Source organism: Azorhizobium doebereinerae UFLA1-100 (genome assembly GCF_000473085.1).
Classification (GTDB): Bacteria; Pseudomonadota; Alphaproteobacteria; order Rhizobiales; family Xanthobacteraceae; genus Azorhizobium; species Azorhizobium doebereinerae.
The window spans coordinates 1-18415 of sequence record NZ_AXBA01000038.1; the positions used below are offsets into that span (position 1 = coordinate 1).

Sequence of the window (18415 nt, forward strand, 5' to 3'; positions counted from 1 at the left end):
AGCCGGCTCCAGCGGATGAAGCGGTTGTACAGCGTCTTGTGCGGGCCGTAGTCCTTGGGGGCATCCTTCCACTGCAACCCGTTGCGGATCACATAAACGATGCCACTCACCACCCGGCGGTCATCGACGCGCGGCACGCCATGGGCCAAGGGAAAGAAGGGCGAGATCCGAGACATCTGCCTTTCGCTCAGCAGGAACAAATCGCTCATCACAGCCTCCTCAATGGAGACTGTGAATCACAACTCAAGGCAAATTAATAGGTCCTGAGCCTAGTTTGTTGTTTTCTGAAAGACAGCGAGCCCGAGCGCGCCACCGCGACCACCTTCCTCCGTAAGCCCTTCCCAATGCGCGGTTCGTCCCCACCAAATCCCGCGTGATCTCGGATAATCCCTGCTATGAATATCCCGGTGTCTTCACTCACCGACGGCGGCCGCTGCGTAGCCGAAGTACACCGGCTCCACGGGCTCGCGCGATGCACGGACATTCGATCAGGGCGAGAGCGGATGGCGCTTCACCCCCCTCCCTGCCCTCCCCCGCAAGGGGGGAGGTGCCCGAGCCTGTGCTGGCGTCCGCCCGCCCGGGATGTGTCTCGTTTCGCCGAAGACCTCTCACAGCCGGCACGAGCGGTGACCCTAGGATCCCCGGATCGAGGCCGGTGATGACGGCGTTCTGCTGCACGGCCGTCAGGTCTTGACCGCCGATCGGCCCCGTCCGACGCATCCCCCGCCGGCCGCGCAGATGTTGCGGGACCGCCGCCAAGTGTCCGGCGGCAGATTGGCTTTAGTCTCGTTCCAAAGTTGCAGCCGGGGCATCGCATCGGCAAGCATCCTCGTCCAAAGTGCCGACCGTGCACGGCCGGTGTGCGGCGAATGACGCTGATCCAAAAACAATAGGCGCTTTTGCAAAAGGCTTTGCTCTGGAGGCGGGGTGGCAGGCGCGCCTACACATGGTTCCCAGGTCTTGATGTCCAAGAGATGCAGCTCCTGTCCCCTTCGCGCCGCGCCGCGCCCGCACCCGAGCCTCCCGAAGCCGCCGGCCGGCCGCGCACCGGGCGCTGGCGGCTGGAGGCGGGCGGCCGGATGCTGCGGGTCGAGGCCTCCTGGCCGGAGGCGCCGCCGCCGCCCGGCGGCCACCCCTTCCTGGTGATGCTCGACGGCAACGCCTATTTCTTCACGTTGCTGGAGGCGGTGCGGGTGCGCACCCTGCGCCCCGGCTCCACGCTGGCCGAGCCGGTGGTCATCGGCCTCGGCTACGAGACCGACGGCGCCTTCGACCTCGCGCAGCGCGAGCGGGACTATACCCCGCCCGGCGCCGCCGCCTTCCTGGACGCGCTGGCGGACGACCTGCTGCCGCGCCTCGCCGGCCTGCTGTCGCTGGACCTGTCGGCCGGCACGCTGCTCGGCCATTCCTACGGCGGGCTGTTCGTCCTCCAGGCGCTATTCGCGCGGCCGGGCCTGTTCCGCACCTCGGTGGCGCTCAGCCCCTCGGTGTGGCGCGGCCGGGCGGCGGTTCAGGCCGGGGAAGCCGCCTTCGCGGATCGCCTCGCCGCCGCGCCGGGGCCGCTGGCGCTGCTGCTGGCGGCGGGCGGGCTGGAGCAGGCCACCACCCGCACCGGCGATGCGGCGGTGGACGCGCGCCTCGCCGAGCACCGCGTGGCGGAGGAGGCGCAGGCGCTCGCCGGCCGGCTCGCCCGCCTCGCGCCGGAGCGGCTCGCCGTGCGCTTCGATCTCATCGCCGGCGAGAACCACGGCTCCGTGGTGCCCGCCGCGCTCAGCCGCGCGGTGTCGTTCGCGCTCCAGCCGGAGACCCCCCGATGACCGCCCTTGGCTTCGTCCGCGCCGGCCTGCGCCGGCTTCCTGTCCTCATGCTGCCGCTTCTGGCCGCCGGCCTGTGGGCGGCCTGCCTGTGGGGGACTTCGGCTGCGGCCGCGCCGATCACCCTCACCGACATCGCCGGGCGCAGCGTCACGCTGCCCGGTCCCGCCCGGCGCATCGTGCTGGCGGAGGGGCGGCAGATCTTCGCCCTCGCCCTGCTGCTGCCGGACCCGGTGGCGCCGCTGGCCGGCTGGTCGGCCGACCTCAAGCGGCGCGACGTGCCCAATTACGCGCGGGTGAAGGCGAAGTTCCCGGCGGTGGAGCAGGTGCCGGTGGTGGGCGAGGAATCCGACGCCTCCTTCTCGGTGGAGAAGGCGCTGAGCGTCGATCCGGATCTCGTCATCCTCTCCGGCCGGCTCGGCGCCGGGCGGCCGGAGGAGGTGGTGAAGCCGTTCACGGCGGCGGGCGTGCCGGTGATCTTCGTCGATTTCTACGCCCATCCGTTCCAGAACACCGTGCCCAGCATGCGCATCCTCGGCCGGGCGCTGGGCCGGGAGGCGCAGGCGGAGGCCTATGTGGCCTTCTACGCGGCGCACATGGCGCGCATCGCCGCGCGGCTGGACACCCCCGGCCTCGCCCGCCCCAAGGTGCTGATGGAGGCCCATGCGGGGGCGTTCGGCGAATGCTGCAACGCGCCGGGGCGCGGCAGCGTCGGCGACTTCATCGATTTCGCCGGCGGCCAGAACATCGCCGCCGAGGTGCTGACCGGCACCCATGGGCATCTCAGCCTGGAATATGTCATGAGCGCCGATCCGGCGGTCTATGTGGCCACCGGCGGCACCCATCTCATCGGCACAGGCGGGCTGGTGCTGGGGCCGGGCATTCCGGAGGCGCAGGCGCGCGCCGCGCTGGCGGGCCTCACCGCGCGCACCGGCATCGCCCAGCTCGCGGCGGTGCGGGAGGGGCGGGTGCACGGCCTCTACCACAACCTCATCAACATGCCGACCAACGTGCTGGTGGCCGAGGTGCTGGCCAAGTGGATCCATCCCGAGCTGTTCGCCGACCTCGACCCGCGCGCCACGCTGGACGAGATGAACGCCCGCTTCCTGGCGGTGCCGCTGGAGGGCAGCTATTGGATCAGCCTCACGCCATGACCGGCGGCGCGCGCGAGGCCGTGGGCGAGGTCCATGCCGCCGTCGCCGGCTACGGGCGGCTGGTGCGCCGCCGGCTGCTGGTGATCGCCGCTCTGGCCGTGCTGGTGCTGGGCGCGGTCCTTCTCGACCTCGCCACCGGCCCGTCCGGCGTCACCGTCCTCGACGCGGCGCGGGCGCTCGTCTGGCCGGACAGCGCGCCGCGCACCACGGTGGTCATCGTGCACGGCCTGCGCCTGCCGCAGGCGCTGATGGCGCTGCTGGTGGGCGCCAGCCTGGCGGTGGCGGGGGCGGAAATGCAGACCGTGCTCAACAATCCTTTGGCCTCGCCGCTGACGCTCGGCACCTCGTCGGCGGCGGTGTTCGGCGCCGCGCTCGCCATCGTGCTCGGCATCGGCGTCCCCGGCATCCCGTCGGCCTGGATCGTGCCGGCCAATGCTTTCCTGTTCGCCTTCGGCTCCACGCTGCTGATCCAGGCGCTGTCGCGGCTGCGCGGGGCGGGCGGGGAGACCGTGGTGCTGTTCGGCATCGCCTTGTTCTTCTCCTTCAACGCTTTGGTCGGGCTGGTGCAGTTCATCGCCAGCCAGCAGGCATTGCAGCAACTGGTGTTCTGGACCCTGGGCAGCCTCGGGCGGGCCAATGGCGAGCAACTCGCCGTGCTCGCCATCGTGCTGGCGGGCGTGCTGCCCTGGTCGCTGGCCAGCGCCTGGCAGCTCACCGCCTTGCGCCTCGGCGCGGAGCGGGCGGAGAGCCTCGGCATCGCCGTGGGCCGGCTGCGGCTGCTGGCGCTGGTGCGCATCAGCCTGCTGACCGGCACGGCGGTGGCCTTCGTCGGCGTCATCGGCTTCATCGGGCTGGTGGCGCCGCACATGGCGCGCCTGCTGGTGGGCGAGGATCACCGCCTGCTCATTCCCGCCAGCGCGCTCTGCGGCGCGCTGGTGCTGTCGCTGGCGGCCAGCGCCTCCAAGCTGCTGGTCACCGGCGCGGTGCTGCCGGTGGGCATCGTCACCGCGCTGGTGGGCGTGCCCATCTTCCTCGCCCTGGTGCTGGCTTCGCGGAGGAGCGCATGAGGGAAGCGGGCGACACGGATCTCGTCGTCTCCGGCCTGTCGGCGGGCTATCGCCACCGGCCGGTGGTGCGCGACCTCACGCTGGCGCCGTTCCGCGCCGGGCAGGTGACGGCGCTGGTGGGGCCGAACGCCGCCGGCAAGTCGACGCTGCTGCGGGCGCTGTCCGGCCTCATTCCCGCGCGCGGCGCCGTGCGGCTCGGCGGCGAGGACCTGCTGCGGCTGCCGCGCGCCCGCCGCGCCGCCATCGTCGGCTTCATGCCGCAGGCCTTGCCCCAGGGCGTGGCGCTGTCGGTGATCGAGACGGTGATCGCGGCGCTGCGCGCCGTGCCGGGCGCGGCACCGCTGCCGGGCGCGGCCGCGCGCGCGCGGGCCGCCGCGCTGCTGGTGGAGATGGGCATCGGCGCGCTGGCGCTGGAGCCGATCGACCGGCTGTCCGGCGGCCAGCGGCAATTGGTGAGTCTCGCCCAGGCGGTGGTGGGCGAGCCGCGCGTGCTGCTGCTGGACGAGCCCACCAGCGCGCTGGACCTGCGCCACCAGGCGGTGGTGATGGGGCTGCTGCGCCGGCTGGCGCGGGAGGGGCGGGTGGTGGCCGTGGTGCTGCACGACCTCGCTCTGGCGGCCCGCTATGCCGACCATGTGGTGGTGCTGGACAAGGGCGCCTGCGCCGCGCAGGGGACGCCCGAGGCGGCGATCACGCCGCGCGTGCTGGCGCAGGTCTATGGCGTGGAGGCGCGCGTCGAGACCTGCTCGCAGGGCCGCCTGCAAGTGATGGTGGACGCGCCGCTGGCCTGAGCCTGCGGCGGGGCGGCGGTCCGTCGCGGACCCCGCCCCGAGAGGGTTCAGGCGGTGCGCACGGTCTGGAGGAAGCGCTCCATCTGTTCCTCCAGGCGCTTGGCCTGGCTGGTGAGCGCGGTGGAGGCATCCAGCACCATGGAGGCGGCCGCGCCGGTCTCGTCGGCGGTCTTCGCCACTTCGGCGATGTGGCCGTTCACCGAATTGGTGCCGGTGGCCGCCTGATCGACGTTGCGCACGATCTCGCGGGTGGCGATGCCCTGCTCCTCGACGGCGGCGGAGATGCCGCTCGCCACGTCGCTCATCTGGCGGATCTGCTGGCCGACGCCCTCGATCACCTTCACCGCCTGATCGGTGGAGGTCTGGATGGCGGTGATCTGGATGGAGATGTCCTCGGTGGCCTTGGCGGTCTGGGTGGCCAGCGCCTTCACTTCGGAGGCGACCACGGCGAAGCCCTTGCCGGCATCCCCGGCGCGCGCCGCCTCGATGGTGGCGTTGAGGGCCAAAAGGTTGGTCTGCTCGGCGATGTTGGAGATCAGGCCGATGACGTCGCCGATGCGCGAGGCCGCCTGGGCGAGCTCGCGGATCACTTCGCCGGTCTTGGTGGCCTCCTGCACCGCCGTGGCGGACATCTGGGCCGACTGCTGCACCTGGCGGGCGATCTCGTCCACCGAGGAACCGAGTTCCTCGGCCGAGGAGGCGACCATCACCACGTTGGTGGAGGCTTCCTCGGCGGCGGCGGCCACGGCGGTGGACTGGGCCGAGGTCTTCTCCGCCGCCTTGGCCATGCGGCTCGCGGTCTTCTGCAATTCCTCCGAGGAGGTGGAGACGGTGCCGATGATGCCGCCCACCTCGCGCTCGAACTCCGAGGCGAGGCCCTGCATCATCTCCTTGCGCTCGGCTTCCGCCTCGATGCGCTGGCGCGCGGCGTCGTCTTCCATCTGCCGGGTGCGGGCGAGGTTGTCCTTGAACACCAGCAGCGCCTTGGCCATGGCGCCGATCTCGTCGTGCCGGGCGGCGCCGGGCACCTCGACCTGAAGGTCGCCGTCGGCCACCTCGGTCATGACGCGGGTGAGGCTGGAGATGGGGCCGGTGACGCGGCGCACCACCACCAGCAGGCCGACCACGGTGAGGATGACGGCGACCGCCAGGATCACGCCATAGACGATGAGCTTGTTGCGGGCCGTGGCCTCGGTGGCGGCGGCGGCGGCGAGCAGGCTGTCCACGGCGGCGGCGACGGCGGCCGAGATGGCGGTCTGGCCGGGGTCGGCGGCGCTGCGCCACTGCTGCAGATCCAGGCCGCTCGGCTGGCCGGCGCGGACCTTGCGCAGCACCTCGTCGCGCAACGGCTTGAAGGTGCCGCCGTAATTGGCGGTCTGCGCGGCTTCTACGGCGGCCTTCAGCGCGGCCGGGGCATTGGCGGCGAGGCCGATGTCGCGCACCGCGTTCCAGGCGAATTCGGCGCGGGAATCGAGCGTGGTGAGGGAGCGGTCCTCCTCCGGCGTCAGCGGCCGCTTCTCGCCCACCACGGTGTTGAGCTGGAGCGAGGCGCTGCCCACCAAAGCGCGGGTGGCCCAGGCCATGCTGCGGGCGAGGATCAGCTGCGCCATGGCCGGGTCATGCGCCTGGATCTGCGCTTCCACCGCGTTGGAGAGCGCCTCCAGCGTGGTGAGCATCTGCCCACCATCGGCGGTGATGCGGCGCGCCACGTTGGGGTCGCGCTGGTCCATGGGGCGGTTGAGCTGCGTGTCCATCTCGGTGCGCAGGCCCTTGACGGTCTGGAACTCGGCGCGCAGGCGGGTGGCGAGCGGGGTCAGGGCCGGGTCGGCGGCGATGGCGAGCTTGGCGAGGGCGCCGTCGATGGCGGCGGTCACCTTGGCGCGGCGCTGGGCCATCTGCTCGCGATAGGCCGGGCTGTCGGCGCTGGCGACGGTGAGCACCGTGGTGCTGCCGCCGCGCTCGAAGCGGTAGCTTCCCAGCCCGTCCACCAGGTCGCGATCGATGTCCGCCAGCTCGGTCACCTCCTGCGCGGCCTGATGCACGTGATAGGCGGAGACCAGCGCCGAGACGCACAGGCCCGCAACGATGAGGCTCATCATGCAGAACAGCGAGATGAGTGTCGTCTTGATGGTGATCCGCATGAGAGGCCCGCGCGCTCGAATAAAATCGGTGGAACATCTCATTCGAAGCTTGCGCTGATCTTGCGGGCCTCTTTTCGTCATCGCAGCGTCACGGAAACATCGCTCCCGGCGCCCGCGAGAGCTTTGCGGTGAGAGCCGCCGCCACAGCCCGGGGGCGAGAGCCCTCTCCGAGAGCCCTCCACGTGAGCGTTTCACGGGAGCGCGTCACGAGACTCCGGGCCGGGCTCAGCGGTCGATGCGGGTGGACAGGATGACCGAGGTCATGGTGCGCTCGACGCCCTCCAGCTCGCCGATCTGGTCCACCAGCGCGTCGAGCTGGGCCACCGAGGGCGCCACCACCACGGCGATGAGATCGAAGCTGCCGCTCACCGAATGCAGCGTGCGCACCTCGCGGATGGCGCGCAGTTCGCCTTCCACGCGCCGCGCCAGCTTCGGCAGGACGGTGATCAGCACGTGTGCCTTGACCAGGCCCTGCTCATAGGCGTCCGACACCCGCACGCCGTAGCCGGTGATGATGCCGCGCCGCTCCAGCCGCTCGATGCGGCTCTGCACCGTGGTGCGCGAGAGCTTCAGCGCGCGGGCCAGCTCCGAGGTCGGCGCGCGGGCGTTCTCGCGCAGCAAAGCGATCAGCGTCTGGTCGGTGGCATCGATCGGCAACATGCCGAAAAGCTACGGCAATCTGTCTTTATGGTCCATTTATATCGTCAGCATCGGGGTTTCATCCGCCGAAGCCGGCCTGCACCATGCCTGGGACACACGTATCACTCCCAGGGGCCAGACCATGCAGATCCTTCCCTCCAAGCGCATCGCCGTCCTCGGCGCCGGCCAGATCGGCGCGGTGATCGCCGCCATGCTGGCCGAGCAGGGGCACGCGGTGACGCTGGCCGACGCCGATCCGGCGCAGCTCGCCCTCGCCGAGGGCGGCGCCGTGCGCACCGCCCGGCTCGACGTGGCGGACCCGGCCGCGCTCAGGGCCTTCCTCGCCGACCGCGACGTGGTGGTGAGCGCCTGCCCCTATTTCCTCAACAAAGGCATCGCCGGCGCGGCGGTGGCCACCGGCACGCACTATTTCGACCTGACCGAGGATGTGGAGACCACCGGCTTCATCAAGCAGCTCGGCGCCACCGCCGAGGTGGCGCTGGTGCCGCAATGCGGGCTGGCGCCGGGCTTCATCTGCATCCTCGGCGCCGACATGGCGGCGCGGTTCGAGAAGCTGAAGGCGGTGAAGATGCGGGTCGGCGCGCTGCCGCTCTATCCCACCAACGCGCTCGCCTACAACGTGACCTGGTCGGTGGACGGGCTGATCAACGAATATTGCAACCCCTGCGAGATCGTGTTCGAGGGCAAGCCCATCCTGGTGCCGGCGCTGGAGGGGCTGGAACATGTGATGATCGACGGCGTCTCCTACGAGGCGTTCAACACCTCCGGCGGCCTCGGCACGCTGACCGAGACGCTGGACGGCAAGGTGAGCGACCTCAGCTACAAGACGCTGCGCTATCCCGGCCATGCGGAGATCATGAAGCTTCTGCTGCGCGGCCTGGAACTGGCCGACGACCGCGACACGCTGCGCAGGATCCTCAACCGCGCCGCCCCCTTCACCCGCAAGGACGTGGTGGTGGTGTTCGTCACCGGGGTCGGCGAGCGCAACGGCCGGCTGGAGGAGGAGAGCACCGTGCTGCGCTATTACGGCACGCCGGAGATGAGCGCGATCCAGCTCACCACGGCGGCGGGCTGCGTCGCCATGGTGGAGCTGTTCCTCATGGGCCAGCTGCCGGCCAAGGGCTTCGTGCGGCAGGAGGAGGCGGGGCTCGCCGACTTCCTTTCCACCCAGGCCGGCCTGCGCCTCGCGCCGGGCTTCGCCGCGACGCCCCGCGCCGAAGGCGGGGCGGCGGCAGCAAGCAATGGAATTCCGTTGCGAAAGGCGGGGTGACACCGCGCGCGGCAGGCTTTCCCCATTTGACAACGGCAGCGAAACAAGCTCCGAAAGGTACCAACCAGAACCGAAGAGGGGACCTATGATCTCGCGTCGAAACCTTGCAGCGCTTGTGGGTGCCGGTGCGGCGACCGCCGCGGCCATGGGCGGATTGATCGCCCCGGCCGCGGCCCAGACCGCCGAGGAGACCACCTTCGACCGCATCCGCCGCACCAAGAAGCTGCGCATCGGCGCGGTGGCCGGCGCCGCGCCCTATTACCACAAGGACCTGGCGTCCGGTCAGTGGAAGGGCTTCTACATCGACATCTCCAAGGCCCTGGCCGACGAGCTGGAGGTGCAGCTGGAGATCACCGAGACCACCTGGGGCAATGCGGTGCTCGACCTCCAGGCCAACAAGATCGACATCTTCTTCGGATTGAACCCGACGCCCAAGCGCGCGCTGGTTGTCGACTTCTCGGTGCCGGTGTTCTCCAACGCCTTCACCATGCTCACCAAGAAGGACTTCGCGCCGAAGACCTGGGCCGAGCTGAACACTCCCGACGTGAAGATTTCGGTGGATGTCGGCTCCTCGCACGACCAGGTGGTCAGCCGCCTCTGCCCCAAGGCGCAGATCGTGCGCCTGAAGAGCGCGGACGAGGCCACCATGGCGCTCATCTCCGGCCGCGTGGACGCCCAGTGCATCATCCTCATGCTGGCGCTCACCGTGCGCAAGAAGAACCCCAACGTGGGCCAGCTGCTGGTGCCGACGCCGGTGTTCTCCACCACCTCCAACGCCGGCTTCCGCCGCGAGGGCGACAAGACCTGGCGCGACTACGTCAACACCTGGATCGACTACAACAAGGGCCTCGGCTTCATCCGCTCCACCATCATCGCCAACATGGAGCTGGTGGGCGTGACCGAGGCGGACATGCCCGCCGGCATCCAGCTCTGAGCGCTCGGGCCTTCGGCCGCGGCACCGCACCGGCTCGGCCGGCGCGGTGCCGCGGCCGTTCCCTCGATTGAGGACGTGGCATGTATCACTGGGATTTCGGGCTGGTCTGGACCTACCGCTGGCTGCTGCTGGACGGGCTCGGGGTGACGGTCGGCTTCACCATCGCCATCGTCGTGCTGGGGCTCGTCATGGGCCTCGCCGCCGCTCTGGCCAAGCTCTCCGCGTTCCGCCCGCTGGCCTGGCTGGCCTCGGCCTATGTGGAGGTGTTCCGCTGCACGCCGCTGCTGGTGCAACTGGTGTGGTTCTATTACGCCATGCCGATCCTCACCGGCATCGAGATGTCCGCGCTCACCGCCGGCATCCTGGCGCTCTCGCTCTATGGCGGCTCCTTCTATGCGGAGATCATCCGCGGCGGCATCGTCTCCATCGACCGCGGGCAGACCGAGGCGGGCGAGGCGCTCGGCATGCTGCCGGCGCAGATCATGCGCCGCGTGGTGCTGCCCCAGGCGCTCAAGCGCATGGTGCCGCCGCTGATGAACCAGTCGATCATCCAGTTCAAGAACACCTCGCTGGTCTCGGTGCTGGCGGTGCCGGACCTGCTCTACCAGGGGCAGGTGGCGGCGCATGACAGCTACCGCCCGCTGGAGCTCTACACGGTGATCGCCATCATCTATTTCCTCGCGCTGTTCCCGCTGACGCTGCTGGTGCGGCGCGGCGAGGCGCGGCTCGCGACCACCGATTGAGGCGCGCCATGACGAGCCAGTCCAAGATCGAGGTCGCCGCCCTGCGCAAGTGCTTCGGCGACCTGGAGGTGCTGAAGGACATCAACCTCTCGGTGGAGCCCGGCGGCGTGGTGGCGCTGATCGGCCCGTCCGGCTCGGGCAAGTCCACGCTCCTGCGCTGCATCAACCTCCTGGTGGTGCCGGACGGCGGCCGGGTGCGGGTGGGCGGCGACAGCTTCGCCTTCGGCACCGGCACGCGCCTGCCGGGGGTGAAGGAGCTGGCCCGCTTCCGCGCCAACACCGGCATGGTGTTCCAGCACTTCAACCTGTTCCCGCACATGAGCGTGCTGGCCAATGTGATGGAGGGCCCGCTCACCGTGCGCGGCCTGCCGAAGGCCAAGGCCGAGCCGCTGGCCCGCAGCCTGCTGGCCAAGGTGGGGCTGGCGGACAAGGCGGACGCCTATCCCAACAAGCTGTCCGGCGGCCAGAAGCAGCGCGTGGCCATCGCCCGCGCGCTGGCCATGGAGCCGGAGGTGATGCTGTTCGACGAGGCCACCTCCGCGCTCGATCCCGAGCTGGTGGGCGAGGTGCTCGCGGTCATGCGCGCGCTGGCGAAGGAGGGCATGACCATGGTGATCGTCACCCATGAGATCGCCTTCGCCCGCGAGGTGGCGGACCGCGTCATCTTCATGCGCGACGGCGTGGTGGTGGAGGAGGGGCCGGCGCAGCAGGTCATCGACGCGCCGCGCGAGGCGGCCACCCGCGCCTTCCTCAGCCACTTCCACAAGCGCGGCGAGGCCCCCGCCGCCACCGCCTGAGACCCGCATCGTTCCGCGCGGCGGCCGTGCCGCCCGCCTCTGCCTGAAAGGACCCAAGCCCGTGAGCTGGGACAGCGTCGTCGAGCGTATCCGCATCTTCCTGGTCGAGAGCCCGATCAAGATGGCCCGCCTCCAGGGCGTCGGCAATGTGAAGGGCTCGGTCAAGCGCGTGCTGCTGGAAGTCACCAGCGCCGACGGCATCGTCGGCTGGGGCGAGGCGGCGCCGTGGGAGGTGTTCACCGGCACGCCGGAGGCCGCCTTCGCCGCGCTCGACATCTATCTGCGCCCGCTCGTCCTCGGCGCCCGCATCAAGCGCGTGCGCGAATTGACGGCGCGCATGGACAAGGTGCTGGTCGGCCATGGCGAGGCCAAGGTGGCGGTCGAGATGGCGCTGATGGACATCCTCGGCAAGGCCACCGGCCTGTCGGTGGCGGACCTGCTGGGCGGGCGGGTGCGCGATCGCATCCCTCTGTCCTTCTCCATCGCCGACCCGGACTTCGACGCCGATCTTGAGCGTCTGCGCAGCATGGTCCCCGGCGGGCACACGCTGTTCAAGATGAAGACCGGGGTGAAGCCGCACGCGGAGGAACTGCGCATCCTGGAGACCCTGCGCGGGGAGTTCGGCGCCGCCATCGATCTGCGGCTCGACTTCAACCAGGCGCTCGACCCGTTCGGCGCCATGAAGATCCTGCGCGACGTGGACGCCTTCCGCCCCACCTTCATCGAGCAGCCGGTGCCGCGCCGCCACCTGGACGCCATGGCGGGCTTTGCCGCCGCGCTCGACACGCCGATCCTGGCGGACGAGAGCTGCTTCGACGCCGTGGACCTGATGGAGGTGGTGCGGCGGCAGGCGGCGGACGCCATCTCGGTGAAGATCATGAAGTGCGGCGGCCTCATGAAGGCGCAGGGCCTGATGGCCATCGCCGACACCGCCGGCCTGCCGGGCTACGGCGGCACTTTGTGGGAGGGCGGCATCGCGCTCGCCGCCGGCACCCAGCTGATCGCGGCGACGCCGGGCATCTCGCTGGGCTGCGAATTCTACATGCCGCACCATGTCCTCACCGAGGACGTGCTGGAGGCGCGCATCGCCAATCGCGACGGCCACGTGATCGTGCCCGACGGCCCCGGCCTCGGCATCACGGTGAGCGAGGCCTCGCTGCGCGGCAACGCCAAGATCCTCGCCGAGCGCTAAGATCCTCGCGGAGCGCTCACGCGCCGCATTGGGAAAGTTCGTGTCATGGGCCTGCATGTGGTCGTCATCGGAGCCGGGATCGTCGGCGCCGCCACCGCCGTCGAATTGCTGCGCGACGGCCATCGCGTCACGCTGGTGGAGCCCGGCGCGCCGGGCGGCGAGCAGGCGGCGAGCTTCGGCAACGGCGCGTGGCTGAGCCCGGCCTCCGTCGTGCCCATGTCCATGCCCGGCCTGTGGAAGAAGGTGCCGGGCTATCTGCTCGACCCGCTCGGCCCGCTGACCATCCGCTGGGCGGCGCTGCCGCATCTGGCGCCCTGGCTGCTGCGCTTCCTCTCCGCCGGGGCCACCGAGGCCAAGGTGGAGGCCACCGCCCGCGCGCTGAGCGCGCTGCTGGCGGATGCGCCGGAGCGGCATCAGGCGCTCGCCGCCGAGGCCGGCCTGTCCGATCTCATCGTGCGGCGCGGCCTGCTCTATGCCTATCCCGGCCGCGCCGCGTTCGAAGCCGAGGCGCTGGCCTGGCGGCTGCGGAGCGACAACGGCGTCGCCTGGCGCGAGCTGGACGGCCCGGCCCTGCGCGCCTTCGAGCCGGCGCTCGATCCGCGCTACGGCTTCGGCGTGCTGGTGGAGGCCGGTGCCCATTGCCAGGACCCCGGCGCCTATGTGGCCGGACTGGTGGCTTATGCCAAGCGCCTCGGCCTGCACCATGTTCCGGCCGGCGCCACCGGCTTCGACATCCAGGACGGGCGCCTCAAGGCGGTGCGCACCTTCCAGGGGGAGGTGGCCTGCGACCGGGCGGTGATCGCCGCCGGCATCCGCTCCCGGCCGCTGGCGGCGGCGGCGGGGGACCGGGTGAGCCTTGCCAGCGAGCGCGGCTACCATGTGGTGCTGGCCGATCCCGAGGTGTCGCCGCGCACGCCGGTGATGCCCAGCGACGGCAAGATGGCCAATACCCCGACACGGGCGGGCCTGCGCGCCTCCGGGCAGGTGGAGCTGGCCGCCGTGGACGCCGAGCCGAACTGGAAGCGCGCCGACGTGCTGCTCGACCATCTCCTGAACACCTATCCCGGCCTGCCGCGACAGGTGCCGGAGGCGCGCCTCACGCGCTGGATGGGCCATCGCCCCTCCACGCCCGACGGCCTGCCGGTGATCGGCCCCGCCGCCGCCAGCGCCGACATCGTCCATGCCTTCGGCCATGGCCATGTGGGGCTGGCCTGCGGCCCGATCACCGGGCGCCTGGTGGCGGACATCATCGCCGACGGGCCGCCCGCGCGCCCGCTCATGCCCTACCGGGCCGACCGCTTCCGCTGACCCCCGCTCCGGCCGGCCCCCTTGCCAGCCCCCTTGCCGGGACGGCCCGGCGAGCGTGAGCTGGGCCGCAGGTCCGCGCCGAGCCTTGCGTGGGGCTGGTGCCGCAGCGGCGCCATGCATTGCGACTGGGTCCGTTTCGGCGGCAAATATGATCTTGCGCAAAGCGGCCAGATCGAATTCCGGCAAATTCGCGACAACGGAAGTTGATGCGCCCGAAGGCAGGGGGGAATGGAGGCGTCGGGTCCGGCATGCGGGGGCATGCCGGCGGGACGCCGGGGCGGTGTCGGGACGCTGCGGGCCGCCGGATGCGGCCCCGGATGCCGGGCACGCCGCCATGAACCCCACCTGCGGAATTGCGACGCCGTCGATTGCGCCAACGGCCGGGCAGCGGGTGGTGGGGCATCCCGCCTCATCTCTGACGTGTGCGGGGACTCCTATGCGTATTGCCGATTTGCCTATTCGGACGAAGCTTGTCGGGTTTGCCGGCGCCCTGTTCGGTGCCGGACTGATGGTGGTGGGCGCCATCGGCCTGTACACGATGACCACGGCGGTGCAGCTCGACGCCGAGCGGCGCGGCCAGGCTCTGGCCAAGGATTCCGCCCGGGCCATCGGCAGCGAGCTGGACCGCGCGGCGCTGACCGCCCGCGCCGCCGCCACCGCCCTGGAAGGCTTCGTGGCCGACAGCCGCGCGGACCGCGACCGGCTCGGCGCGGTGATCGCCGGGCTGGCGAGCGAGACCCCCGACATCGTCGGCATGAGCCTCGTCTTCGTGCCGGGCAAGCTCGACGGGAAGGACGCGGACTTCGTCGGCCATGCCCTGTCCGACGCCAACGGCCGGCTGGCCCTGCGCGTCTTCCGGCAGGCGGACGGCAGCATCGGCCGGGAGAAGCTCGACATGGCCCGCGCGGCGGGCGCCGAGCTGTGGTTCGACCAGACCCTGCGCAACGGCCGCTCCAACGTGACGCCGCCCTACCAGGCGAGCATCGGCGGCCGGCCCCTCCAGGTCATGACGGTCGCCTCGGTCATCCGCCGCGACGGCGCGCCCATCGGCGTGGTCACCACCGACATCGCTCTCGACAAGCTCGGCGCCCTGGTCGGCGGCCTGAAGCCGTTCGGCACCGGCGCCGCCGCGCTGGTCAGCGGCAACGGCCTGTGGCTCGCCAACAGCGACCCGAGCCGCGTCGGCACGCGGGTGGAAGACGCCGCCATGGCCGCCCTGGTGGCGGACGCGGCGGGCGGCAAGCCGATCCAGCGCGTCATCTATACGGACGAGGGCAAGACCGCCTGCGCCGTCTGCACCAGCGCCATCCGCCTGGTGGGGACGCTCACCGGCACCTATGACAGTGCCACCTTCTATGCCTTCGCCAGCCAGGTGGAGATCACCGGCTCGCAGGACCGCTGGACGCTGATCCTGACCGTGCCCAAGGCCGATGCGCTCCAGACCGTGACCGACGCCCGCAACATGATGGGCGGCATCGCCGGCGTGGTGCTGGTGCTGGTGCTGCTGCTGGTGTGGCTCGGCGCACGGCTCCTGACCCAGCCGATCAGCGACATCACCGACAAGATGCGGGCACTGGCGGCGGACGACACCTCCATCGTGCTCGACGGCCTCGACCGCCAGGACGAGATCGGCGCCATGGCCCGGGCGGTGGACGTGTTCCGCCAGAACGCCATCGAGCGCCACGAGCTGGAAGCGGCGCGCGCGGAGGCCCAGGCCGCCCAGCAGACCCGGCAGAAGGCCATCGACGCCCTCATCTCCCGCTTCCGCGAGGCGGCGGCGGCGATGATCGGCGAGGCCAGCACGGCCTCCACCGACCTGGAGGCGGTGTCCTCCCAACTGTCGCACTCGGCCTCCGAGAGCAAGGACCTGTCGCATTCGGCGAGCGAAGCCTCGGCGCGGGCCTCCTCCGACATGCAGTCGGTGGCCGCCGCCGCCGAGCAGATGGCCAGCTCCATCGGCGAGATTTCCCGCCAGGTGGCCTCCACCTCGGCCATGATCGGCAACGCCGCCGCCGACGCGCGCTCCACCAACGACAAGATCGCCAGCCTCGCCCAGGCGGCCAACCGCATCGGCGACGTGGTGAGCCTGATCGAGGCCATCGCCGGCCAGACTAACCTGCTGGCGCTGAACGCCACCATCGAGGCGGCGCGGGCGGGCGAGGCCGGGCGCGGCTTCGCCGTGGTCGCCTCCGAGGTGAAGGAACTGGCGGCGCAGACCTCCAAGGCCACCAGCGAGATCGTGTCCCAGGTCGGCGCCATCCAGGCGGAGACGCAGAACGCGGTGCATGCCATCCGCACCATCTCCGAGACCATCGAGAACGTGGACAGCTTCGCCAGCTCGATCGCCGCGGCGGTGGAGGAGCAGAGCGCCACCACCAACCAGATCGGCAACAATATCGACAGCGCCGCCACCGGCACCGGCGTGGTGGCGAGCGACATCCAGCAGCTGAACTCGGCGGTGCAGGGCACCGACGCCTCCGCCTCCCGCGTGCTGCACGCCTCGCGCTCGGTGCGCGAGGTGACCAACCGACTGGAAGCGGAGATCGACGGCTTCCTGCGCTCGGTCTCCGCCGCCTGAGCGGCGGCAGGCTCCGCGCCTGAGCGGGGGCCGGTTCCGCGCCTGAGCGGGGGCCGGTTCCGCGCCTGAGCGGGGGCCGGTTCCGTGGGGCCGGGGCTATGCCGCCTCGGTCGCCGCGCCCTCGGCCTCCGCCGGCAGCGTGCCGGAGAACAGGTCCGCCACCCAGCGCGTCGCCGGGTGGTGGGCGCACAGGGTCAGCCCGGCGATCAGCAGCGGCACGCCGATGAAGGCGCCGGGCACGCCCCACAGGAAGGCCCAGAAGAACACCGCGAACAGCACCAGGAAGGGCGACACCGCCAGCGTCTTGCCGGCGATGCGCGGCTCCAGATAGCTGCCCGAGAGGAACTGGATCACGTTCAGGCACAGGAAGACGAACGCCGCCATCTGCCAGGATTCGAACTGCACCAAAGCGAAGAAGGTGGGCAGCAGCGTCGCCACGAACGGGCCGATGAACGGGATGTAGTTCATGGCGAAGGCGATCGCCCCCCAGGCGGTGGCCAGCTCCATGCCCGAGGCCAAAGTGAAGGCCCACACCACGGCGCCGGTGGCGATGCTCATCAGCGTGCGCACCAGCATGTATTTCTGCATCTTGGCGGCGATGTCGGCGCCGGCCGCCAGCATGAAGCCGCCGGTCTCGGCCCGGCGCAGGCGGGCGAGCTGGCGGGCGAAGATGTCCACCTCCAGCAGGCCGAGGATCACGAACACCGCCGTGACGATCAGGAAGCTGGCGAGGCCGTGCAGGCTTGAGGATACGCCTTGCAGCAGGCGCAGCATCCAGCGCACGTCGAAATGCTCCGCCATCAGGCCCGCCAGCACGAAGCCGTGGCCTTCCAGCCAGTCGCCGGCCTGCCCGTAGAGCGCCTGGAAGCGCGCCGCATTGGCGAAGGTCCACTGGCCCACATGGGCGAAGCCCCACACCACGAGGCTGACGATGCTGCCCACCACCACCAGCGTCACCACCATGGTGAGCAGCACCGCCGCCAGCTTGGGCATGACCGCCTGGAGCGCGCGTTGCAGCGGCCAGACGATGGCGATGACGAACAAGGCGAACACCACCGGGGCGAAGATGGACTGGGCGAGCGACACCGCCGCGCCGATGGCGATGGCGGCGATGATGCCGATCAGCGCCCGGATCACCTTCTGACTGTCCATTCCGCTCTCCCCTCGGGGCGGCCTGCCGCGCGCCCCTGCCATGTCCCGATGTTCGTCGCCACTCACGCCGCCGGGGCGGCGCGGCGCACCTCGATCCCGGTGTTCCTGATTTTCTCGTAGATGTCGACCTCGCTGGCGAACGGCCACCAGCCGTTGAGCAGCAGTTCCATGGGGCGCCACAGGCCGACCCAGCCGGCGATCATCAGGCTCTCGGCGAGCAGGTTGCCGATCAGCACCCGGTCGGCGAGGAGGCTTTCCACGGCGGCGGAGGCGGCGAGGCAGATGGCGAGGAACACGATGCCGATGCGCAGCGCCTGCCGGCCCTCCAAGCGGGTCTCGGTGACCTTGCGCCGGGCATATTGCATGCGCTTGGCGCAATAGGTGGCGAGCGCCCGGGGCAGTTGCGGCGCGAGGTCGAGGTCCGGCGCATCGGGCGGCACGGTGATGACGATCCGGAACGTGGTGGATTTCCAGTTGCGGTGGATCTTCATGGTGTCCATCACCTGCTCGATGCCGGACACCACATTGTCCTCGCCGGTGAACGGGTCGATCTCGGGCGCCTGGAAGAAGCTCTTGATGCTCTGGAGCTGGAGCGGGATTTCGCAGGTCTCGTTGCTCATGCGCGCGGACTTTCTGGCAGCGGCGCGCAGGCGCGCCTGGAGAAGGGGACGGCCGGCCGGCGGGGGCCGGTGTTTCGTTTGTCTTGGAGGTCCATTAGGATCGCAGCCCCGGCCGCGGGGAAAGACCGGGCCGGAGGGCCCGCGCCGCGGATCGCGGCGCTTTCGGGGTGTCGCGTCGGGTGGGGGAGGGGCGT

General features: G+C 70.8%; 16 protein-coding genes. 11 read left to right on the plus strand and 5 right to left on the minus strand.

Annotation, left to right across the window (positions count from 1 at the left end):
* Positions 1 to 209: transposase (locus tag YU1_RS0121940; RefSeq protein WP_029005913.1), on the minus strand; the 209-nt coding region annotated here is incomplete at its 3' end.
* Between the two features lie 765 nt (positions 210 to 974).
* Between YU1_RS0121940 and YU1_RS30660 the strand changes: the two genes are divergently transcribed.
* From YU1_RS30660 to YU1_RS0121960, 4 genes are read left to right on the plus strand one after another with little or no spacing between them, the layout of a single operon-like run.
* On the plus strand, positions 975 to 1817 hold the full coding sequence (locus tag YU1_RS30660) for an alpha/beta hydrolase (RefSeq protein ID WP_035716315.1): 843 nt from the start codon (positions 975 to 977) through the stop codon (positions 1815 to 1817).
* On the plus strand, positions 1814 to 2968 hold the full coding sequence (locus YU1_RS0121950; RefSeq protein WP_029005940.1) for an ABC transporter substrate-binding protein: 1155 nt from the start codon (positions 1814 to 1816) through the stop codon (positions 2966 to 2968). The genes YU1_RS30660 and YU1_RS0121950 overlap by 4 nt, the downstream gene beginning before the upstream one ends.
* Positions 2947 to 4035, plus strand: coding sequence for a FecCD family ABC transporter permease (locus YU1_RS0121955; protein ID WP_342447010.1), 1089 nt, complete (start codon positions 2947 to 2949; stop codon positions 4033 to 4035). The genes YU1_RS0121950 and YU1_RS0121955 overlap by 22 nt, the downstream gene beginning before the upstream one ends.
* A complete protein-coding gene (locus YU1_RS0121960; RefSeq protein ID WP_029005915.1) occupies positions 4032 to 4826 on the plus strand; it encodes an ABC transporter ATP-binding protein in 795 nt (264 codons plus the stop codon). The genes YU1_RS0121955 and YU1_RS0121960 overlap by 4 nt, the downstream gene beginning before the upstream one ends.
* Before the next feature lie 47 nt (positions 4827 to 4873).
* On the opposite strand, the gene YU1_RS0121965 is transcribed toward YU1_RS0121960, so the two are convergent.
* Positions 4874 to 6967, minus strand: coding sequence for a methyl-accepting chemotaxis protein (locus tag YU1_RS0121965; protein ID WP_029005916.1), 2094 nt, complete (start codon positions 6965 to 6967; stop codon positions 4874 to 4876).
* Positions 6968 to 7192: 225 nt separating this feature from the next.
* Complete coding sequence (locus tag YU1_RS0121970) at positions 7193 to 7627, minus strand: Lrp/AsnC family transcriptional regulator (RefSeq protein ID WP_029005917.1); 435 nt, start codon at positions 7625 to 7627, stop codon at positions 7193 to 7195.
* A 121-nt stretch (positions 7628 to 7748) separates the two neighbouring features.
* Between YU1_RS0121970 and YU1_RS30665 the strand changes: the two genes are divergently transcribed.
* From YU1_RS30665 to YU1_RS0122005, 7 genes are all read left to right on the plus strand, one after another.
* On the plus strand, positions 7749 to 8897 hold the full coding sequence (locus tag YU1_RS30665; protein WP_084540039.1) for a saccharopine dehydrogenase family protein: 1149 nt from the start codon (positions 7749 to 7751) through the stop codon (positions 8895 to 8897).
* An 85-nt stretch (positions 8898 to 8982) separates the two neighbouring features.
* Entirely contained in the window at positions 8983 to 9831 is an 849-nt protein-coding gene (locus tag YU1_RS0121980) for a transporter substrate-binding domain-containing protein (protein WP_029005918.1), read from the plus strand.
* A gap of 80 nt (positions 9832 to 9911) precedes the next feature.
* The gene (locus YU1_RS0121985; protein ID WP_029005919.1) at positions 9912 to 10574 is read left to right on the plus strand and encodes an amino acid ABC transporter permease; all 663 of its coding nucleotides are present in this window, start codon (positions 9912 to 9914) and stop codon (positions 10572 to 10574) included.
* Between the two features lie 8 nt (positions 10575 to 10582).
* Positions 10583 to 11371: an amino acid ABC transporter ATP-binding protein gene (locus tag YU1_RS0121990; RefSeq protein WP_029005920.1), complete on the plus strand. Its 789-nt coding sequence runs from the start codon at positions 10583 to 10585 to the stop codon at positions 11369 to 11371.
* Positions 11372 to 11492: 121 nt separating this feature from the next.
* On the plus strand, positions 11493 to 12563 hold the full coding sequence (locus YU1_RS0121995; RefSeq protein WP_051357180.1) for an enolase C-terminal domain-like protein: 1071 nt from the start codon (positions 11493 to 11495) through the stop codon (positions 12561 to 12563).
* 45 nt (positions 12564 to 12608) lie between these two features.
* Entirely contained in the window at positions 12609 to 13871 is a 1263-nt protein-coding gene (locus YU1_RS0122000) for an NAD(P)/FAD-dependent oxidoreductase (protein WP_029005922.1), read from the plus strand.
* Positions 13872 to 14307: 436 nt separating this feature from the next.
* Positions 14308 to 16449, plus strand: coding sequence for a methyl-accepting chemotaxis protein (locus YU1_RS0122005; protein ID WP_198019009.1), 2142 nt, complete (start codon positions 14308 to 14310; stop codon positions 16447 to 16449).
* Positions 16450 to 16545: 96 nt separating this feature from the next.
* Here the strand turns inward: YU1_RS0122005 and YU1_RS0122010 are convergent, their stop codons facing one another.
* Positions 16546 to 17601: an AI-2E family transporter gene (locus YU1_RS0122010; protein ID WP_035716318.1), complete on the minus strand. Its 1056-nt coding sequence runs from the start codon at positions 17599 to 17601 to the stop codon at positions 16546 to 16548.
* A 62-nt stretch (positions 17602 to 17663) separates the two neighbouring features.
* The gene (locus tag YU1_RS32175; protein ID WP_051357170.1) at positions 17664 to 18221 is read right to left on the minus strand and encodes a hypothetical protein; all 558 of its coding nucleotides are present in this window, start codon (positions 18219 to 18221) and stop codon (positions 17664 to 17666) included.
* Positions 18222 to 18415: the final 194 nt, after the last annotated feature.